Genomic DNA, 20,365 nt, shown 5'->3' on the forward strand with positions numbered 1-20,365 from the left:
GAGCAAAGGTGCTCGATCGGTGTCCGAATGACAGACCTGACCCTGAATGCCGCAAGCTTGAATTGAAGGCTGCGGGTCGCGGTAACCAGGAGAAGCAGTCAGCGGTTCGCCTGATGGAAAAAAGCCCGGCTGCGCGGGCAGGCCGGGCTTTCTTTTTATTTGTGCGCGGTTCAGGCCGCGTGCAAGGCCTTCGCCGCCGCCACGAAATCGCTCTCCGCGATATCGCTCAGCTCCAGCACTTCCGCCTTGGCATACTGCACGAAATTCCGATCGATCGAGCGCAGGTAGGCGGGGTCGTAGTGTTCCACCAGAAGCTGGTCGACCAGCTCCGCCATCGCCCCGCCGGTAGCCATCTGCTGCCAGGCCTCGATCCTGGCCCGTCCATGCAACTGCACCAGGTGCGCCAGCTGCCCGTTGAGCGCCGCGGGATCCGCACAGAAGTGCTGGTAATCCTCCATCAGCAGGCGCACCCGGTTCGGACGCGACAGGTTCACGGCGATGCAGGGCGAAGCCCGCATGCGCTCCATCACCGCGTCCGGTACCCGCAGGTTGCCGACCTTCTTGCTCTCGGATTCGACGAATACCGGCCTGGCCGGATCGAAGCGGCGCAGCTTGTCCCACATCCGGCTCTCGAACATCTTCTGGGACGGCTGCGGCTCGTTCGGCAGATGGCCCAGCACCGAGCCGCGGTGGGCGGCCAGGCGTTCCAGGTCCAGCACCTGGGCGCCGATGCGGTCCAGCGTCTCCAGCAGCCGGCTCTTGCCGCTGCCCGTGGTGCCGCACACCACCCGGAACTGCAGCGCGGGCGGGCTCTCCAGCGCCGCGCTCACGTGCGCGCGGTAGGCCTTGTAGCCGCCGTCGAGCTGCACCACCGGCCAGCCGACGCGCGCCAGGATGTGCGCCATCGAGCCGCTGCGGTTGCCGCCGCGCCAGCAGTAGACCAGCGGCTTCCACTCGCGCGGCTTGTCGGCGAACAGGGTGTCGATGTAGCGCGCGATGTTGTGCGCCACGATCGGCGCGCCGAGCTTCTTCGCTTCGAACGCGCCGACCTGCTTGTACATGGTGCCGACCCGGATGCGCTCCTCGTCGTTCAGTACCGGGCAGTTGATCGCGCCCGGGATGTGGTCGAGCGCGTATTCCGACTCGCTGCGGGCGTCGATGATGGTGTCGAACTGGTCGAGCTCGGGAAGGATGTCGGCGAAGCCCAGGATGGCGGGATATTTCATTGTTTCTTGAGTAGTGGCGCGAATTGCGGCCAGATGTTGGAGAGGATGATGGGGTGGGCGTCGGCGGTCGGATGCAGGCGGTCCTGCTGGAACAGCGTGGGCTTGTCGGCCACGCCTTCGAGCATGAAGGGCACCAGCGGCGACCTGGTCTCGCTCGACACGGTCTTGAACATGCCGAAGAAGCGCTCGGTGTAGGCGCGCCCGTAGTTGGGCGGCATGCGCATGCCGACCAGCAGCACCCGGGCTTCCTTCTGCTGCGCCATCGAGATCATGGAGCGCAGGTTGGCTTCCGCCGAGGCCACCGGCAGGCCGCGCAGGCCGTCGTTGGCGCCGAGTTCGATGACCACGATGTCGGGACGATGCTGGCCGAGCAGGGCGGGCAGGCGCGCGCGGCCCCCGCTGGTGGTCTCGCCGCTGATGCTGGCGTTGACCACCCTGGCGTCGATCTTCTCGGCTTTCAGCTTCTGTTCGAGCAGGGAGACCCAGCCGCTTCCGCGCGCGATGCCGTATTCGGCCGACAGGCTGTCTCCCACCACGAGCACCGTTTTTGGTGCAGAATAGGCGCTCGCCGACGCAGCCAGCGTCAAGAGTGCGCCGACAGACAACTTTTTAAGTAAAACAAGCATGCGTGATAATCCCGAGGCTTCGAAAAATGATGGCAGCACCGATGCACAGCGACCGCCCGCCATCGCGGTAAGCGGCCTGTCGAAGAAGGTGGCGGACGCCAGCGGCGAACTCACCATCCTGCAAGACATCGATTTTACCGTGCAACCGGCCGAAACGCTCGCGCTCGTCGGCGCCTCCGGCTCCGGCAAGTCGACCCTGCTCGGCCTCCTGGCCGGCCTCGATACGCCCTCGTCCGGCAAGGTCGTGCTCGACGGCACCGATATCTTCGCCCTCGACGAGGATGGCCGCGCCGCCTTCCGCAAGGCCAAGCTGGGATTCGTGTTCCAGTCTTTCCAGTTGCTGGCCCACCTGAATGCGCTCGAAAACGTGATGCTGCCGCTCGAACTGCGCGGCGACGACGCGGCGCGCGAGAAGGCCGCCGAAATGCTCGGCCGCGTCGGCCTGTCGAGCCGCCTGAAGCACTATCCGAAATACCTGTCGGGCGGCGAACAGCAGCGCGTCGCGCTGGCCCGTGCCTTCGTCACCGAACCGCCGCTGCTGTTCGCCGACGAACCGACCGGCAGCCTCGATGCGGCCACCGGCGAATCCATCATCCAGCTGATGTTCGAACTCAATCGCGAGCGCGGCTCGACCCTGGTCCTGGTCACCCACGACCCGGCCATGGCGGCGCGCTGCGGCCGCACCCTCACCATCGCCGCCGGCCGCCTGGCCGTGTGACGCCCTAAGGGCCGGCGCGGTCCCGCACCAGCTGGTTCAGCACCTGCCGGGCGGCGGCCGGCAGTTCGCCGGCCGTCATCCCGATCGGCCCCACGCCGTCGTCCACCAGCAGATCGGCGGCCGCGCCATGGATCCAGGCCGCGCCGGCAGCCGCTTCCCAGCCCGGCCAGCCCTGGGCCAGCAGCGCGCCGCAGATGCCCGCCAGGACATCGCCGCTGCCGCCGGTCGCCAGGCCCGGATTGCCGGTCGGATTGACCAGCACCTGGCCATCCGGCCGCGCGATGATGGAGCCGGACCCCTTCAGGATCACGGTCGCGTCGCTGCGCAGCGCCATCTCGCGCGCCGCTTCCAGCCGGTCGGCCTGCACCACCGCGGCCGTCATGCCCAGCAGGCGCGCGCCTTCGAGCGGGTGGGGCGTGAGCACCGCCGGCGCCGCGCGCCGCGCGAGGCGCGACTGCAGGTCGGGGCTGGCCCCGATCAGGTTCAGGGCGTCGGCATCGATCACCAGCGGGCTGTCGCTGTCGAGCGCCTTGGCCAGCAGCCGCATCGCGCCCGCCGAGCCGCCCATGCCGGGCCCGATCACCAGGGTGCGCCCGCCGAAGTCGAAGTCCTCCGCGTGGCGGAACATGATCTCGGGCTGGCTGCTGTCGTAGCCGGGCGCGCTGTCGAGCGCCGCGACAAAGATCCGGCCCGCGCCCGCATACAAGGCGCCGCGCGCCGCCAGCACCGCCGCTCCTGCCATGCCGTGGGCGCCGCCGACCACCGCCACGTCGCCGAAGCTGCCCTTGTGGCTGTTGTGCCGGCGCGCCGCGAGGCGCCCGCCGAACACGTCGACGTCGCCCAGCCGGGCGCCGGCAGGCGGGAAGTGCCCGGGCCCGAGGCCGAGCAGGTCGACCCGCACCCGGCCCGCGTAGTCACGCCCGTCGCCCGTATACAGGCCGGCCTTGGCGCCGAGGAAGCTGATGGTGTGGGTGGCGCGCACCGCGATGCCGTCCGGACCGACCACGGCGCCGGTGTCGGCATCGAGGCCGCTGGGTAGGTCCAGGGCGAGGATCGGGCAGCGGATCGCATCGAGACCTTCGACGAGTTCGCGGTAAGGCCCTTCGAGAGGACGCGACAGGCCGATGCCGAACAGGCCGTCGACCACCAGCCCCCACTGCGCATCGGGCGGCAGCATGTCGATCCAGCCCACCGTGCCGGAGCGCGCGCGGTCGTAGGCGGCCGCGGTTTCGCTGGAGGCGTCGCTGCTGCCCGGCAGGTGCAGGACCGTGGCGTCGATGCCGGCGTCGGCCAGGTTGGCGGCCATCTCGAGCGCGTCGCCGCCATTGTTGCCGGGACCGGCCAGCAGCAGCACCGGCAGGTCGCGGCGCGCGCCGAGCAGCTCCAGCGCGTAGCCGGCGGCGGCCTGGCCGGCGCGCCGCATCAGGGCGCCGGGAGGAAGGACGGCATAGGCCGAGGCTTCGATGTCGCGCACCTGGGCGACGCTGTAGAGAGGGTGTTCCATGCGGGCTCGTAGGATGGTGTCGACAGGCATTGTCATGCATTTTCGCCAAAACCGGCGCGCCGTGCGACTACAATAGGCATTCTTTCAGCTTGTACGGAGAGTAACAAATGGATTGGCAGTTCTGGATCGACCGTGGCGGCACCTTCACCGACATCGTGGCAAGGCGCCCGGACGGCCAGCTTGTGACGCACAAGCTGCTGTCGGAGAATCCCGAGCAGTACCGTGACGCGGCGGTTGCCGGCATCCGCCACCTGCTGGGCGTGGGGCAGGGCGAGGCGGTGCCCGTCGAACGGGTCGAGGCGGTCAAGATGGGCACCACGGTCGCCACCAATGCGCTGCTCGAACGCAAGGGCGAACCGACGCTGCTGGCGATCACGCGCGGTTTCCGCGACGCCCTCCGCATTGCCTACCAGAACCGTCCGCGCCTGTTCGACCGGAATATCATCCTGCCCGAGCTGCTCTACGGCGAGGTGGTCGAGATCGACGAGCGGATCGGGGCGCACGGCGAGGTGGTGCGTCCGCTGGACGAGGAAGCGGCGCGCGCGGCGCTCCAGGGAGCCTTCGACCAGGGCCTGCGCTCGCTCGCCATCGTCTTCATGCACGGCTACCGCCACAGCGGGCACGAAGCCGCCGTGGCGCGCATCGCGCGCGCGATCGGCTACACCCAGGTATCGGTGTCGCACGAGGTCAGCCCCCTGATGAAACTGGTGGCGCGCGGCGACACCACCGTGGTCGACGCCTACCTGTCGCCGATCCTGCGCCGCTATGTCGACCAGGTCGCGGCCGAGCTGCCCGGCGTGAACCTGCAGTTCATGCAGTCCAGCGGCGGCCTGACCGACGCGCGCGCCTTCCAGGGCAAGGACAGCATCCTGTCCGGCCCCGCCGGCGGCATCGTCGGCATGGTGCGCGCCAGCCAGCTGGCCGGCTTCGAGCGCGTGATCGGCTTCGACATGGGCGGCACCTCGACCGACGTGTCGCACTTCTCGGGCGAGTTCGAGCGCGTGTTCGAGACCCAGGTGGCGGGCGTGCGCATGCGCGCGCCGATGATGAGCATCCACACGGTGGCGGCGGGCGGCGGCTCGATCCTGCACTTCGACGGCAGCCGCTACCGGGTCGGCCCGGACAGCGCCGGCGCCAATCCGGGGCCGGCCAGCTACCGCCGCGGCGGTCCGCTGGCGGTCACCGACTGCAACGTCATGCTCGGCAAGATCCAGCCTGCCTATTTCCCGCACCTGTTCGGTACCAAAGGCGACCAGCCGCTCGACGCCGAGGCGGTGCGCGCGCGCTTCGCCGCCATGGCGGACCGGATCGCCGAGGCGACCGGCGAGCGTCCGGCGCCGGAAACGGTGGCCGAAGGCTTCATCCAGATCGCGGTCGGCAACATGGCGAATGCGATCAAGCAGATCTCGGTGCAGCGCGGCCATGACGTCACCGAGTATACGCTGACCAGCTTCGGCGGCGCCGGCGGCCAGCATGCCTGCCTGGTGGCCGATGCGCTGGGCATGAAGACGGTGTTCATCCATTCCCTGGCCGGCGTGCTGTCGGCCTACGGCATGGGCCTGGCCGACCAGACCGCGATGCGCGAGCAGGCGGTCGAGGAACGACTGTCGGAACAGGGCGCCGACCGCCTGGCGCTGCGGCTCGCGGCGCTGGCGGCCCAGGCCAGGAGCCAGCTGCTGGCCCAGGGCGTGGCGCCGGAGCGCATCAACGTGATCGAGCGCGTCCACCTGCGCTACGAAGGCACCGACTCCGCCATCGTGGTCCTGTATGCCGACGCCGCGGCGATGCAGGCGCAGTTCGAGCAGGCCTACCGGCGCCGCTATTCCTTCCTGATGCCTTCGCGCGCGCTGGTCGTGGAGGCGGTGTCGGTCGAAGCCATCGGGCGCTCGGACGCCCCGGCCGAACAGCCGGTCGCGAACGGCGTCGACGCCGGCGCGCCGCAGGCCGAGGAATCGGTGCGCATGTACAGCGGCGGCAGCTGGCGCGACACCGCGGTGCATGCGCGCCGCGGGCTGCGCACCGGCCATACCGTGCGCGGCCCGGCCATCATCGCCGAGGACAACGCCACCACCGTCATCGAGCCGGGCTGGCAGGCCTGGGTCACGCAGTACAACCACCTGGTCCTGAGCCGGGTCGAGGCGCTGCCGGAGCGGCGCGCCATCGGCACCACGGCCGATCCGGTGATGCTGGAGATCTTCAACAACCTGTTCATGTCGATCGCCGAGCAGATGGGCCTGCGCCTGCAGAACACCGCCTATTCGGTCAACATCAAGGAGCGGCTGGACTTCAGCTGCGCCATCTTCGACCAGGACGGCAACCTGGTCGCCAACGCGCCGCACATGCCGGTGCACCTGGGCTCGATGGGCGAGAGCATCAAGACCGTCATGCGCGAGAACGCGGGACGCATGCGCGCGGGCGACGTATACATGCTGAACGACCCGTACAACGGCGGCACCCACCTGCCCGACGTCACGGTGATCTCGCCGGTGTTCGACGAAGAGGGCGGGGAGATCCTGTTCTACGTCGGCTCGCGGGGCCACCACGCCGACATCGGCGGCACCACGCCGGGCTCGATGCCGCCCGACTCGAACCACATCGAGCAGGAGGGCGTCCTGATCAACAACTTCAAGCTGGTCGACGGCGCCGACGGCGTGCTGCGCGAGGACGAGACCCGCGCCTTGCTGGCCCAGGCGCGCTACCCGGCGCGCAATCCGGACCAGAACATGGCCGACCTGCGCGCCCAGGTGGCCGCCAACCAGAAGGGCGTCGAGGAACTGCGCCGCATGGTCGCCCACTTCGGGCTGGATGTGGTGCGCGCCTACATGGGCCACGTGCAGGACAACGCGGAAGAAGCGGTGCGGCGCGTGATCTCGGCCCTGAAGGACGGCCACTTCGTGAATGAACTCGACAACGGGGCGCGCATCGAGGTCGCGATCCGGGTCGACCAGGCCGGCCGCAGCGCGGAGATCGATTTCACCGGGACCTCGGACCAGCTGCCGAACAACTTCAACGCACCCTCGGCGGTGTGCATGGCGGCGGTGCTGTACGTGTTCCGCACCCTGGTGGACGACGAGATTCCGCTGAACGCCGGCTGCCTGAAGCCCCTGAAGGTGATCATCCCGCCCGGCTCGATGCTGAACCCGCATTACCCGGCCTCGGTCGTCTCGGGCAATGTCGAGACCTCGACCTGCATCACCAACGCCCTGTACGGGGCGCTGGGGGTGATGGCGGCGGCGCAGGGGACGATGAACAACTTCACCTTCGGGAATGCGCGCTACCAGTACTACGAGACCATCTCGGGCGGCTCGGGCGCGGGCGAGGGCTTCGACGGCACCGACGTGGTCCAGACCAACATGACCAATTCGCGCCTGACCGATCCCGAGATCCTGGAGTTCCGTTTCCCGGTGCGGCTGGAGAGCTACGAGATCCGCCACGGATCGGGTGGGGCGGGGCGCTGGCGCGGCGGCAATGGCGGCGTGCGCAAGCTGCGCTTCCTGGAACCGATGACGGCGGCGATCCTGTCGAACAACCGGATCTTCGCGCCCTTCGGCATGGCCGGCGGCGAACCGGGCAAGCGTGGGCGCAATACCGTGCTGCGGGCGGATGGCAGGGTCGAGACCCTGGGGCATATCGGCAAGACCGATATGGCGGCGGGCGACGTGTTCGTGATCGAGACCCCTGGCGGCGGCGGCTACGGACGGCCCGAGGCTTGACGGGAGGGCAAGGGTTCGAGGGTCCAGGATGAATCGGGATAGCGGCTGGCCGGGCATGCACTTGCGCGGGCATGGGCCGTCGCGGCCTGTTGTAATTATCCAAAAACGCCACGAAATTGTGTAAAAAACAAACTATGCTGGTAGGATAAGTTACCGAGAGTAGTTAGCCATGTTTCGATTAGGACGTGGACAATGTCTGTTGCCGACACGTCTCTAAAATTGAAAAATTTTTCCAGAAGAAGTTTCTTCAGGTTTTTGGTCGTTGGCGTCGTTTCTACCACTACGCATTATTCGATCATGGCGTTCCTGTACGTCATGCTCGACCTGTCAGCTGCATTGTCTTCGACGACAGGATTCCTTTTTAGCGCCATATCCAACTATTTGCTGAATCGAAGTTTTACTTTCGGTAGCACGCAAACGCACAAGACCGGGGCCCCGCGTTTCATTGTTACGGCCCTGTGTGGATTAGCACTGAACTATTTGATCCTGTCCGTGCTCATGGCATTTGATGTTGGAGTCCTTCCAGCACAAATCTTCTCGACTATCGGAGTCATCACATGGAACTATTGCATCCACGGCATCTGGACATTCAACATGGCCAGAACATGAGGGCACGCCCGATAGTGAGCCTCGTTCTGCCATGCTATAACGAGCAAGAGGTTCTCCCGGAAACGACAAAGCGCCTCGTGGCGCTGCTGGACGACATGGAAGCACAGGGGCAATGCGCTCCCGGGAGTGCGATCTATTATGTCGACGATGGAAGTCATGATGCGACATGGAAGATGATCCAGGAGTATTCCGTCGCTGAATTGCGTGTATGCGGTGTGAAACTCAGTCGTAACCGGGGCCATCAGAATGCCTTGCTATGCGGCCTGATGACCGTACCCGGGGAGATTCTTGTCAGCCTGGACGCGGACCTGCAAGACGATCTCGGCGTGATTCCAAAAATGCTGGCCTCCTATGGAGAAGGTTGTGAAATCGTTTACGCTGCGCGTAGCAAGCGAAGTGCTGATTCCTTCTTTAAACGGTTTACCGCCGAGAGTTATTACAAGGTCCTCGAATTCCTCGGGGTTCAGGTTGTCTACAATCACGCGGATTTCCGCCTGATGAGTCGACGCGCGATAGAAGCGCTGCGGGAATACGAAGAAACCCATCTTTTCCTGCGCGGCATGATTCCGCAGTTGGGCTATCGCACTGCCACCGTCGAATTCGAACGGGCGCCGCGCCTTGCCGGCGAGTCCAAGTATCCGCTTTCCAAGATGCTGTCGCTTGCATGGCAGGGCGTCACTTCCTTCACGGCCTATCCACTCCGTCTCATCACCGGGCTTGGCGCCCTGGTATCAGTGGGCAGCCTGGCCCTGGCCTTATGGGCCCTGGCCGTGCGCCTGTTCGGGGACACGGCCCTGCCAGGTTGGGCTTCGATTGTGATTCCGACGTATTTTTTAGGCGGCATCCAGCTCCTTAGCCTGGGAATCATCGGCGAGTATCTCGCCAAAGTATATGAGGCAATAAAAAAACGCCCACGCTTCCACGTGGAAGCCGTCTGCGGAAGAGAATTCTGCCATGCGCCGATCCTATGAAAAATTCGTCGGAAGAGAACGTCGCCAGCGTGGCGGACATCCTTGCGGCCGATAAGGATGGGGCCGCGGCGCCACCACTGCTGGCTAAAATGCCAACCTGCCTGTTCATCGCTTCCGCCATGTCTTATTTCCTGTTGAGCGAAGGAATAGGGAATTATCTCTCGTTCCTCCGGCATACCGTTGTCCAGGTTATCGGGCAGGTCAAATGAGCGCGCTGGCCGGCGTCCTGTATCTGCTTTCATGCGCTTTCGTCGCGATGCGCTTGCTCGCGGCGATTGTCAGCCCTCGCGAAACAAGGACGGGCGTGAAGATCCAGATCTTCACCACCTTGTTTTTCATATTCTTCTATACGAACTTCCTTTTGCTGGGCTATATCTCCTTGTTTACCGGGCAGGGCGTTGTTGCAGTTGAATATGCGCTGTTGATCGCGATGCCGGTTGCGATCGCCGTGGCGATCTACCTTCCGGTATCGCAAAGAGCGCTGCTGCACGAAGTGTCGGTCGGTGCAGGCGCGCTGGCTTCATCAAGGATCGTCGCCGGAACCGCGGTCATATTTGCGTCGGCCGGCGTCCTGTCGATGTTCGGCTACCCGCGGGGTTTCGAGGTTTCCGCCTACCATCTGCCCGGAGCGGTGGAGATTCTACGTACCGCGACACTGAAACCATGGGATGGAAATTTCCCACACACATTCCCTGCGAATGCGAGCCTCTACACTGCATTCTTGTTCAGTTTTTTGCCGGAGAAAATCGTCTCGTCGGCCAATCTGGTATTTTTGTTTCCGCTGGTCGTAGGCACGTATACGCTTGGCCGGCTTGCCGGGGCCGACCGGAACGCATCGCTACTGGCGTCATGCGGACTGCTGTCGGTACCGATGATCGCATTTTCATCCGTCGAGCTCAGCGCCGATATCGGCGGCATCGCATTCATCGTACTCGCCATGTCGTTCGCGCTGATGCAGGGTATGGATCGCCGGATTGCACTTGCCCTGGCAGGCGCCTGCGCCGGCCTGGCACTCGGCTTCAAGAGCATGCACCTCATCAGCATCGGCTTCATTGGCCTGCTCATCCTCTGTGCATATCCCGCACCGGAGCGCGCAAGCACGCCCGGATGGCGGGAAAAAATCCTGGGCGCGTGCATATTCGCCGGCGTGACGATATTCACATGTGGTTTTTGGCTGGTGCGGAATTATCTCGCATTCGACAATCCTTTTTATCCGGTCAACCTGCCTCTGGCCGGCGATCTGTTGGGCTGGGCAAGGGCGGCGGACATCGATTTTTCACAACGTCACGCGACGCAGTTCGAATGGGTACGCACTCCTGCCGAGTGGCTTGCCTACCCATGGATCGAATGGCACATGCTGGGCCAGAACTTCAAGCACAGTTCCGGCCTGGGAGCCTTTTTCGCGACGACCGTCCCGGTGTCGCTTGCCGTCGTAACGGCAAGCCTGTTCATGCGCGGAAGACCGAGGAATGCAGTACGCGGCATTCTGCTGCTGACGATCGCATTCGTTATCGGCACATGGTGGCTACTCGATGATCATCAACCGCGCTATGCTCTGGCGGCGATTGCCTACTGCATGCCACTGGTTGCCTGGGTAATTAGCCAGGCGCATCCGCGCTGGCGGCCGGTGCTCGACGCTTTCCTGACCGTTTGCATAGCGGTGATGCTGTCCATTTTCTTTTCGAAAGAGCTCATTTCATTCGCGGACAGGATCTTGTTATCCGGGCATACGACACGTTCGCTTTACTACGAATATCCTGAAAAGATCGATCACCTGCCTGATGGCGCAAGGATCTTGAACCTTGCCGGCCGCTCCTGGCATTATCCGCTGGCTGGTGCCGGCTTCAGGAATCAGGTCATCAGCATGCCCGAAGGACGACGCATCCTGGGTCTGCCTCCCAGCCTCGAGCCACCGGGTTCCGTGACGCTGGATTCCAGGGTATTGAGAGAACAGCGGATTTCACATGTTTTCCTGGCTGGCGCAAAGTTCACTGTCGATGCCTGCATCACCCTCGAAGAAAAAGGCAGATGGGATAGGAACCCGAAGAACGGCGTCATGCTCACATCTCCGCGCATCGTCTATGCGCTCATCTACGAAACAGCGAATGGTTGTCTCAGCGCGGACAAGGACAGGGACGTGCAGGCTGCTATCCACTAGCAGGGATCGGGAACAAGGCGCCAGTGTTCGGGGGAATCCTAACGGCGGTGCTTGCCGAAGAACTGCCAGATCACCTCGTTCGCATCGATGTCGCGGGTGGTCTTCCCGATCGGCAGCCCGACATTGAACGGGTCGGCGCCGGGCCAGGTATGACCGCCGTCCCTGATCGTCACCAGCGCCACGCTCTGCTGGCCGTTCCCCTGCTCGACCAGGGCCACGTCCGTGCCGTCGCCGGCGTCGCCGTCGATGACGCGCCGGCTTTTCCCATCGAGGCCGATACCGTTCTGCTTCAGCCAGTAGCCGTAGGTGTCTTCGGCGGACAGATAGCCGCCTGGCTTGCCGCCATAGGCCACCACCTGGTCCGCCGTGCCGTGCATCAGGAGCACGCCGACCCTGGAGGCCTTCGCATGGTGCCGTACCACGGGCTCGGGCATCGGTCCGCCGACCGAGGCCACGGCCGCGAACAGGTGCGGCAATTCGGCCGCGATGCGCAGCGCGAAGAAGCCGCCGCGCGACAGGCCGGTGGCATACACGCGCTGGCCGTCGACCCGGTAATCCTGCCTGAGCTTGGCAAGAAGCGCTTCGGTGAAGCCAATGTCGTCGCTGCCTTCGAGGTAGGACATGCCGAAGCCGACGTTCCAGTCCTGCTTGATCCCCAGGGGGTAGACGACGATGAACTGGTGGCGCTCAGCGGCGCGGTTCATTTGCGTGTAGAGCATCTGTTCGGCCATGCTCATGCCGCTGCCATGGAAGTTCAGCACGAGCGGATAGGCCTTCTGCGGCTGGCTGGCATAGGAGGCCGGGGTGTAGACGAGGTAGCGGCGCTTTTCCTCCTTGTGGAGGAGGGAGGTGACCTGCGCCAGCGCCGGCAAGGAGGCGCAGGCGAGGAGGAGGAGGAGGCTGATCAGGATTTTCATTGTGCGTACCCGGAAAAAGTGGATGAGTACGCAGGATAGGAAGACGGTGGTGAAACCGCGGTGAAATCCGGCGGATTTCGGCGCGGCTCAGGGGAGGCGCAGTGGGACGATGTCGACCCGGTAGGCCGTTGCGCCGGCGTGGAAGCTCAGTTCCCAGCGCATGGCGCCGGCGATGCGCCGGAGCAGATTCTGGCCGTGCAGGAAGCCCTGCATCGTGCCTGCCCGGCCAGGCGCGACCGTGTTTTCAAGGCTGAGCACCCCATTCGCAAACGACAGCCGCAGCCGGGAATCCGGCCCTCCATGGAACAGGGCATTGCCCAGGCAATTATTGATGAGCAGCCTGGACAAATGGCGGTTGCCCAGGACCTCCAGCCGGTCGGGCAGATCGAGCGCCAGGCGTTCGTCGTCCCAGTCGCCGCTGTCCAGCAGGCGCAGCAGGCCTTCCTCGATACAGCCGCGCAGGTCGAGCGGTTCGTGCGCGATGTGCTCGGCGCGCGCCAGGGCGAACAGCACGTCGATGGTATTCCCGATTTCATCGATGCCCGCCCGGAGCTGCGCCACTTCCTGCCTGCCCAGTGGGCGCGATGCCGCCTGGACGACGCTGTTCTTCATGACCGTGAGCGGTGTCCGCAGTTCATGGCTGACATCGCGCGTGAAGGCGTGCTCGCGCGCCAGCGCCGCGTGCAGTTCCGCAATCGTGGCGCCCAGCTTCTCCGCCAGGTAGCCGATCTCGTCGCGCCGCCGCCGCGCGCTGAGCGCGACGGCGCCGTCCGGGGTCAGGCTGCGCACCTCGTGCGCCAGTACCTGGAGCGGCAGCACCAGGCGCCTGGAGATCAGGTAGGCCAGCAACAGCGCGAGACCGGTCAGTCCCAGCGCGACGAAGATCAGCACCCCGCCGACGTCCTGGATGAGTTTCGACACCACCAGCAGCGGGGCGACGTCGGCCAGCAGGTAGAGGCGCGGCTGCGGACCGGCGGGGAGGTCGAGCGTGCGCAGGTGATAGTGCTGGCCCGAGTCGGTGAATATCTCGGCAGTCCGGCGGCCCGCGACGACCTGTTCGCGCACGAGGGCCGGCAGCGCTTCCAGGCTGGCGTAGGCGCGGATCAGGTCGTTGGCCGGCGGCCCGACCTCGCCATGCAGGCGGAAATGCGCCGTCATGGCAGCCGCCTCGCGCTCCAGGAGCCGCTCGACCACCATGTCCTCGGTCACGTAGGAAATCACCAGCGCGAGCGCGGTATAGCAGATGCAGATCAGGACCGTGAAGCCGGCCAGCGCTGCGAACAGGCCATGGCGGATCGAGCTAAACATGGTCCGCCGCGCCCAGCGCCAGCCGGTAGCCGAGGTGGGGAATGGTCGCGATCATCTTCTGCCCGCTGGCCAGTTCCAGTTGCTTGCGCAGGGCATAGATATGCGATTTGAGGGCGTCGCTGTCCGGCGGATTGGCGCCCCACAGCGCGTGCACCAGCGCGGAGCGCGCCACGGCATGCGGGCAGGCGTCGCACAGCATGAACAGGATCCGGAAACCCGCCTGCGTCAGCGGCACCGGGACGCCGTCGTACAGGGCGCGCTTTTCCCGGGGCAGGAGGGTGAGGGGGCCGATGCGCAGCTCCTGGCTGACGTGCAGCTGTCCGCGCCGCGCCAGCGCCTCGCAACGCAGGGCGACTTCGCGCAGGTCGAACGGCTTGGTCAGGTAATCGTCCGCGCCGCCCCTGAAGCCGCGCGCCTTGTCCTCGAAGGCGTCGCGGGCGGTCAGCATCAGCACCGGCACGTTGCGCGGCGCCCGCGCCTTGATCGCCTGGCACACCTCCAGCCCGTCCAGGTCGGGAAGATTCAGGTCGAGCAGGACCACATCGTAGGCTTCGCGCGTCGCGAGCTCGATGGCGAGCCCGCCGGTGGCGGCATGGTCGGTCTGCCACTTCAGGCCGTCCAGGAACTCGACGATCTGGCGCGCGATCGTCGGGTGATCTTCCACCACCAGGATGCTCAGGGAGCCGCGCTGCATGAACGGCGGCTCAGGTCGAGATGCCGTACTTGCGCTTGGCCGCCGCGAACTCCTCGGCCAGCGCTCCCAGGCGCGGGTGCCGGGGATCGTAGGCGTGGATCTTGTGCAGCTGCTCGGCGAAGACTTCGCCGAGCTGGTGGTCCCATCCCAGCTCGTTCACCTGGCGCAGGATGCCTCCCGCCACCGCCACGATCACCTGCAGGTTGTTCGGCGCCATGTGCAGCGCTTCGAGCAGGGTCTGGACCGCGCCGCGCACATCGCCCATGTTGCGCTTCTCGTCCGCCACGCCCAGCAGGATCTGGGCCTGGGCCTTGAGCTGCTGGCCCATGCCGTCGGCCAGGTCCGGACGGCCGGCCTTGACGAACACGCCGATCGCCTGGTCCACCGACACGCCGCTGCCGACATCGTTCATCACGGTCAGCATCACGTCGGACGCCTGTTCGTCGAGCCGGTGCGCAAGGCAGGCGCGCGCCAGGCCGAGCTTCAGGTTCGAGGACAGCCCGCTGCTGCCGCGCACCGCGCCGACCGCCGCCATCAGGTCGCCGACGGCCGCCGCGGGATTCCCGGCCTTGTCGTTGAGCAGGGCGCTCGAATACGCCTTGCAGGCATCGGCATTCGGATTGCCGCGCAGCGCACGCTCGAGGTCGCGGATCACATTCCCCGCCTGCAGCACGTCGCCGCGATGCACCAGGGCCTTGACCAGGTTGACGTGGTCTTCGGGGTTGCGGAATTCGGAATAGCGCGCCTTGGTGACGACCTGGCGGAAGTTCTTTTCCGCCGCATCGAGGTCGCCCGCCTCGAGCGCGACCTCGCCCAGCTTGCGCAGGCGGCGCACCACGTAGGGCGAGACCGCGACCGCGCCCTCCAGCACCTTCTGGGCTGCGGCCAGCTCGCCGCCGGCCTCGAAGCAGCGCGCCAGCAGGTCGTAGGCCGCCATCAGGCGCGGATTGCCCTCGATCAGCTGTTCGAGCGTGGCGCGCGCCTCGTCCATCCGGCCCTGCGCGACCATGGTGCGCGCCAGGCCCAGGCCGGCCCAGCCGAGCGGACGCTCGGACAGCACTTCGCGGTAGACCGAGGCGGCTTCGCCATGTTCGTTGAGCGCGGTATGCAGGTCGGCGCGCAGGCGGGCGAAGTCGAGGGCGAGGCGCGGATGGGATTTCTCGCCCTGCCCGCAGCTGCGGATGGCGTCGCGCAGCCGCCCCTGGGCCGCCTGCTGCCAGGCCGGGAGCAGGGCGACGCGGCGCTCCAGCGCACGCTTGATGCGGCCGCCGAGCATGTCGGCGGTGAAGGGCTTCAGGATGTAGTCGGTCGGGGCCAGCTCGGCGGCGCTGACCACCTTGCCGTACACGCCCTCCGAGGTGAGCATGATGAAGATCGTCGAGGCCGAGATCAGCTTGTGGTGGCGCAGGTCTTCCAGCAGTTCCTGGCCGTCCTGGCCTTCGCCCGATCCGCTGGCCAGGTCGTATTCGCACAGGATGATGTCGTAGGCGCGGCGGCCCAGCTGCCGGATCGCCGTGTTGGCATTGATCGCGTACTCGACCTTCGGGATTCCGGCCTGGTTGAGCATGTTCTGCAGGCTGGTGCGCATGCCCGGATTGGGATCGACCACCAGGACCGCCAGGTTCGCATTGTCTTGCATCTTCACCTTCCACCCGTGCGCGCGACAGGCGCGCTTCTCGTTATTGTCTGACGTAAAGATACCGGTAAGCATCGCCCGGATCAAGGAATCTGCATTGTCCATGGGGCCTGGGCGCCGGCCTCGGCTGATCGAGGGCCCGGCCCATAGGGCAAGGCTGTATAATAGCGGGCTATCTTCCACCCTAGCAGCCACGCTGCATCAACCGACTGTCCAGCCATGTTGATTCTGCCGGGTTCCAACGCCCTTTCCGCCTTCCGTAACCAACGCCTCCTGAGCCAGTTGCAAGCTGTCGCTTCGTCGATTGCCGCAGTGCAGGCACGGTTCTATCATTTCATCGACGCCAGCGCGCCGCTGACGACCGACGACACAGCCCGGCTGTCGGCCATGCTCACCTATGGCGAGCCGGTCGCAGAGACGCTGTACGAAGGCGTGACCGAGGAGTTCTTCGTCATTCCGCGCCTGGGCACGATCTCGCCCTGGGCCTCGAAGGCGACCGATATCGCGCACAACTGCGGCATGTCGCATGTGCACCGCGTCGAGCGCGGCGTCGGCTATACCGTCGTCCTCAAGAGCGGCATCCTCGGCAGCAGCATCGGCGCGCCGAAGAAGCTGTCCGAGCAGGAGCTCGCGGCGGTGTCCGCACTGCTGCACGACCGCATGACCGAGACCGTGCTGCGCAAGGCCGATGAAGCCCAGCAACTGTTCAGCGAGCTGGAAGGCAAGCCGCTGGAAGCCATCGACGTGCTGGGCCTGGGCCGCGACGCCCTGGTGCGCGCCAACACCGAGCTCGGCCTGGCGATGTCGGAAGACGAGGTCGACTACCTGCACGAGGCCTTCACCCGCGCGCAGCGCAACCCGACCGACGTCGAGCTGATGATGTTCGCCCAGGCGAACAGCGAGCACTGCCGCCACAAGATCTTCAATGCGGACTGGATCATCGACGGCGTCAAGCAGGACAAGTCGCTGTTCCAGATGATCAAGAACACGCACCAGCTGAACCCGCGCGGCACCGTGGTCGCCTACAGCGACAACTCGTCGATCATCGAAGGCGCGAGCGTGACCCGCTTCTACCCGCGCGAAGGGCAGGAATACGCCCCGACGACCGAGCTGGTGCACACCCTGATGAAGGTCGAGACCCACAACCACCCGACCGCGATCTCCCCGTTCCCGGGCGCCTCGACCGGCGCCGGCGGCGAGATCCGCGACGAGGGCGCGACCGGCCGCGGCGCCAAGCCGAAGGCCGGCCTGACCGGCTTCACCGTCTCCAACCTGGCGCTGCCGGACGCCCAGCGTCCGTGGGAAAACGCGAGCGACGTCACCAAGGGCGCAGCCGGCCGCGATGAGGCGGTGTACGGCAAGCCGGAGCGCATCGCTTCGCCGCTGCAGATCATGATCGACGGCCCGATCGGCGGCGCCGCGTTCAGCAACGAATTCGGCCGTCCGGTGCTGGGCGGCTACTTCCGCACCTATGAGCAGAACGTCGGCGCTGCCAATGCGGTCTACGGCTACCACAAGCCGATCATGATCGCGGGCGGCATCGGCAACATCTCGGCCGCGCACACCCACAAGGACGAGATTCCGGTCGGCAGCCTGCTGATCCAGCTGGGCGGCCCGGGCATGCGCATCGGCATGGGCGGCAGCGCCGCCTCCTCGATGGCGACCGGCACCAACACCGCCGACCTGGACTTCGATTCGGTCCAGCGCGGCAACCCGGAGATGGAACGCCGCGCCCAGGAAGTCATCAACGGCTGCTGGCAGCTGGGCGCGAAGAACCCGATCATCTCGATCCACGACGTGGGCGCGGGCGGCCTCTCGAATGCCTTCCCGGAGATCGTCAACGACGCCAAGCGCGGCGCAATTTTTGACTTGCGCAGGGTGCCGCTGGAAGAGAGCGGCCTGGCCCCGAAGGAGATCTGGTCGAACGAATCGCAGGAGCGCTATGTGCTGGCGATCGCCCCTGGCGACCTGCCGCTCTTCGCTGCGCTGTGCGGGCGCGAGCGCTGCCCGTACGCCGTGGTCGGCACCGCGACCGAGGAGCGCCAGCTGCGCCTGATCGACGAGGAGAGCGGCAATGCGCCGGTCGACATGCCGATGGACGTCCTGCTCGGCAAACCGCCGAAGATGACACGTGACGTCGAGCACGCGACGCACAGCTTCCCGCCGGTCGACCTGACCGGCATCGAGCTGGAAGAGGCGGGCCGCCGCGTGCTGCTGCTGCCGACCGTGGCCGACAAATCCTTCCTGATCACCATCGGCGACCGTACCGTGGGCGGCATGACCGTGCGCGACCAGATGGTCGGCCCATGGCAGGTGCCGGTGGCCGACTGCGCCGTGACCGCCATGTCCTACGAGGGCTTCGTGGGCGAAGCGATGGCGATGGGCGAGCGCACTCCGCTGGCCGTGATCGACGCCGCCGCCTCGGGCCGCATGGCCGTGGGCGAGGCGATCACCAACATCGCCGCCGCCGCGATCGAGGACATCTCCGACATCAAGCTGTCGGCCAACTGGATGGCGGCCTGCGGCCAGCCGGGCCAGGACGCCGCGCTGTTCGACACGGTCAAGGCCGTGGGCATGGAACTGTGCCCGGCGCTGGGCGTGTCCATCCCGGTCGGCAAGGATTCGCTGTCGATGCGCACCACCTGGAACGACGAGGGCCGCAGCAAGGCGGTGATCTCGCCGGTGTCCCTGATCGTGTCGGCGTTCGCGCCGGTGTCGGATGTACGTCGCTCGCTGACCCCACAGCTGCGCACTGACCTGGGCGACACCTCGCTGATCCTGGTCGACCTGGGCCGCGGCAAGAACCGCATGGGCGCCTCGGCGCTGGCGCAGGTGACCCAGCAGCTGGGCGACAGCGCGCCGGACGTCGATTCGCCGGACGACCTGAAAGCCTTCTTCAAGGGCATCCAGCAGCTGAACAAGGAAGGCAAGCTGCTGGCCTACCACGACCGTTCGGACGGCGGCCTGTACGCGACCCTGTGCGAGATGGCCTTCGCCGGCCGCGCCGGCGTGACCGTCAACCTCGACATCCTGACGATGGAAGCCGAGCACGCCGCCGACTGGGGCGACGCCAAGAACTGGACCGGCCAGGTGGCCGAGCGCCGCAACGAACTGACCCTGCGCGCGCTGTTCAACGAGGAACTGGGCGCCGTGGTGCAGGTGCGCACCGAGGACAGGTCGGCCGTGATGAATGTCCTGCGCGAGCTGGGCCTGGGCGCCTGCAGCCACATCATCGGCAAGCTGAACGACCGTGGCGCGATCGAGTTCACCCGTGACGCCAAGATCATCTACAACCAGTCGCGCAGCAGCCTGCACCGCCTGTGGAGCGACACCAGCTGGCGCATCGCGCGCCTGCGCGACAATCCGGCCTGCGCCGACGCCGAGTACGAGCGCCTGCTGGACGAAGCCGATCCGGGCATGACGCCGAAGCTGACCTTCGACCTGGCCGACGACGTCGCCGCGCCGTTCATCGCGACTGGCGTGCGTCCGCGCGTGGCGATCCTGCGCGAGCAGGGCGTGAACTCGCACATCGAGACGGCCTGGGTGGTGCACCAGGCCGGCTTCACCGCCATCGACGTGCACATGAGCGACCTGATCGCGGGCCGCGCCAAGCTGGATGACTTCCACGGCATCATCGCCGTCGGCGGCTTCTCCTACGGCGACGTGCTGGGCGCGGGCGAGGGCTGGGCCAAGACCATCCTGTTCAACCCGCAGCTGTCGGAGCAGTTCGCGCGCTTCTTCCAGCGCCAGGACACCTTCGGCCTGGGCGTGTGCAACGGCTGCCAGATGCTGAGCAACCTGAAGCCGCTGATCCCGGGCGCGCATGCCTGGCCGAAGTTCACCCGCAACAAGTCGGAGCAGTTCGAAGCGCGCTTCGGCATGGTGGAAGTGCTGGATTCGCCGTCGATCTTCTTCCAGGGCATGGCCGGCACCCAGGCGCCGATCGCGATCGCGCACGGCGAAGGCTTTGCCGACTTCTCGCTGACCGGCGACATCCATGAAACCGTGAAGGCGCTGCGCTACGTCGACAACCGTGGCCAGGCGACCGAGACCTATCCGTTCAACCCGAACGGCTCGCCGGGCGGCCTGACCGCCGTCACGACCCTGGACGGCCGCTTCACCGCGATGATGCCGCACGCCGAGCGCGTGTTCCGCACCGTGGTCCACTCGTGGGCGCCGGATTCGTGGGGTGACGAGTCGCCGTGGATGCGCATGTTCCGCAATGCGCGGAAATGGGTTGGCTGATCGGTTGACGTCAACACGGAAGCGCCTCTGCGGAGGCGCT

General features: G+C 66.1%; 14 protein-coding genes. 7 read left to right on the forward strand and 7 right to left on the reverse strand.

Annotated elements, in window-relative coordinates:
- Positions 1-170 precede the first annotated feature (170 nt).
- Complete coding sequence (mnmH, locus tag H162_RS0105110) at positions 171-1,226, reverse strand: tRNA 2-selenouridine(34) synthase MnmH (RefSeq protein ID WP_020652374.1); 1,056 nt, start codon at positions 1,224-1,226, stop codon at positions 171-173.
- The gene (locus H162_RS0105115) at positions 1,223-1,852 is read right to left on the reverse strand and encodes an arylesterase (RefSeq protein WP_026354248.1); all 630 of its coding nucleotides are present in this window, start codon (positions 1,850-1,852) and stop codon (positions 1,223-1,225) included. Before H162_RS0105115 ends, mnmH begins: the two co-directional genes overlap by 4 nt.
- On the opposite strand from H162_RS0105115, the gene H162_RS0105120 reads away from it, so the two are divergent.
- Complete coding sequence (locus tag H162_RS0105120) at positions 1,851-2,570, forward strand: ABC transporter ATP-binding protein (RefSeq protein WP_020652376.1); 720 nt, start codon at positions 1,851-1,853, stop codon at positions 2,568-2,570. The genes H162_RS0105115 and H162_RS0105120 overlap by 2 nt on opposite strands.
- Before the next feature lie 4 nt (positions 2,571-2,574).
- Here H162_RS0105120 and H162_RS0105125 read toward each other — a convergent pair whose 3' ends face one another.
- The gene (locus H162_RS0105125; RefSeq protein ID WP_020652377.1) at positions 2,575-4,074 is read right to left on the reverse strand and encodes an NAD(P)H-hydrate dehydratase; all 1,500 of its coding nucleotides are present in this window, start codon (positions 4,072-4,074) and stop codon (positions 2,575-2,577) included.
- A 107-nt stretch (positions 4,075-4,181) separates the two neighbouring features.
- Between H162_RS0105125 and H162_RS0105130 the strand changes: the two genes are divergently transcribed.
- The 5 genes from H162_RS0105130 to H162_RS0105145 all read left to right on the forward strand — a co-directional run bounded on the left by H162_RS0105130 (position 4,182) and on the right by H162_RS0105145 (position 11,525).
- Positions 4,182-7,787: a hydantoinase B/oxoprolinase family protein gene (locus tag H162_RS0105130; RefSeq protein ID WP_020652378.1), complete on the forward strand. Its 3,606-nt coding sequence runs from the start codon at positions 4,182-4,184 to the stop codon at positions 7,785-7,787.
- A gap of 192 nt (positions 7,788-7,979) precedes the next feature.
- The gene (locus H162_RS30150) at positions 7,980-8,396 is read left to right on the forward strand and encodes a GtrA family protein (protein WP_084676939.1); all 417 of its coding nucleotides are present in this window, start codon (positions 7,980-7,982) and stop codon (positions 8,394-8,396) included.
- Positions 8,345-9,367: a glycosyltransferase family 2 protein gene (locus H162_RS0105135; protein WP_211223681.1), complete on the forward strand. Its 1,023-nt coding sequence runs from the start codon at positions 8,345-8,347 to the stop codon at positions 9,365-9,367. The genes H162_RS30150 and H162_RS0105135 overlap by 52 nt, the downstream gene beginning before the upstream one ends.
- Entirely contained in the window at positions 9,364-9,576 is a 213-nt protein-coding gene (locus H162_RS0105140) for a hypothetical protein (protein ID WP_020652381.1), read from the forward strand. The genes H162_RS0105135 and H162_RS0105140 overlap by 4 nt, the downstream gene beginning before the upstream one ends.
- Positions 9,573-11,525 carry a hypothetical protein gene (locus H162_RS0105145; protein ID WP_020652382.1) on the forward strand — a complete coding sequence of 651 codons (1,953 nt, stop codon included), beginning with the start codon at positions 9,573-9,575 and terminating at the stop codon, positions 11,523-11,525. Before H162_RS0105140 ends, H162_RS0105145 begins: the two co-directional genes overlap by 4 nt.
- 38 nt (positions 11,526-11,563) lie before the next feature.
- On the opposite strand, the gene H162_RS0105150 is transcribed toward H162_RS0105145, so the two are convergent.
- From H162_RS0105150 to H162_RS0105165, 4 genes are all read right to left on the reverse strand, one after another.
- The gene (locus tag H162_RS0105150) at positions 11,564-12,442 is read right to left on the reverse strand and encodes an extracellular catalytic domain type 1 short-chain-length polyhydroxyalkanoate depolymerase (RefSeq protein WP_020652383.1); all 879 of its coding nucleotides are present in this window, start codon (positions 12,440-12,442) and stop codon (positions 11,564-11,566) included.
- 87 nt (positions 12,443-12,529) lie between these two features.
- Complete coding sequence (locus tag H162_RS0105155) at positions 12,530-13,750, reverse strand: sensor histidine kinase (RefSeq protein ID WP_020652384.1); 1,221 nt, start codon at positions 13,748-13,750, stop codon at positions 12,530-12,532.
- Positions 13,743-14,444 (reverse strand): response regulator transcription factor, encoded by a 702-nt coding sequence (locus H162_RS0105160; RefSeq protein ID WP_020652385.1) that lies wholly within the window; start codon positions 14,442-14,444, stop codon positions 13,743-13,745. Before H162_RS0105160 ends, H162_RS0105155 begins: the two co-directional genes overlap by 8 nt.
- Before the next feature lie 10 nt (positions 14,445-14,454).
- Entirely contained in the window at positions 14,455-16,083 is a 1,629-nt protein-coding gene (locus tag H162_RS0105165; protein ID WP_020652386.1) for a tetratricopeptide repeat-containing response regulator, read from the reverse strand.
- Positions 16,084-16,299: 216 nt separating this feature from the next.
- On the opposite strand from H162_RS0105165, the gene purL reads away from it, so the two are divergent.
- On the forward strand, positions 16,300-20,325 hold the full coding sequence (gene purL, locus H162_RS0105170) for a phosphoribosylformylglycinamidine synthase (RefSeq protein ID WP_026354250.1): 4,026 nt from the start codon (positions 16,300-16,302) through the stop codon (positions 20,323-20,325).
- The last annotated feature ends 40 nt before the right edge of the window (positions 20,326-20,365 follow it).

Origin of the sequence: Massilia niastensis DSM 21313 (genome assembly GCF_000382345.1) — a bacterium.
Lineage (GTDB): Bacteria > Pseudomonadota > Gammaproteobacteria > Burkholderiales > Burkholderiaceae_D > Telluria > Telluria niastensis.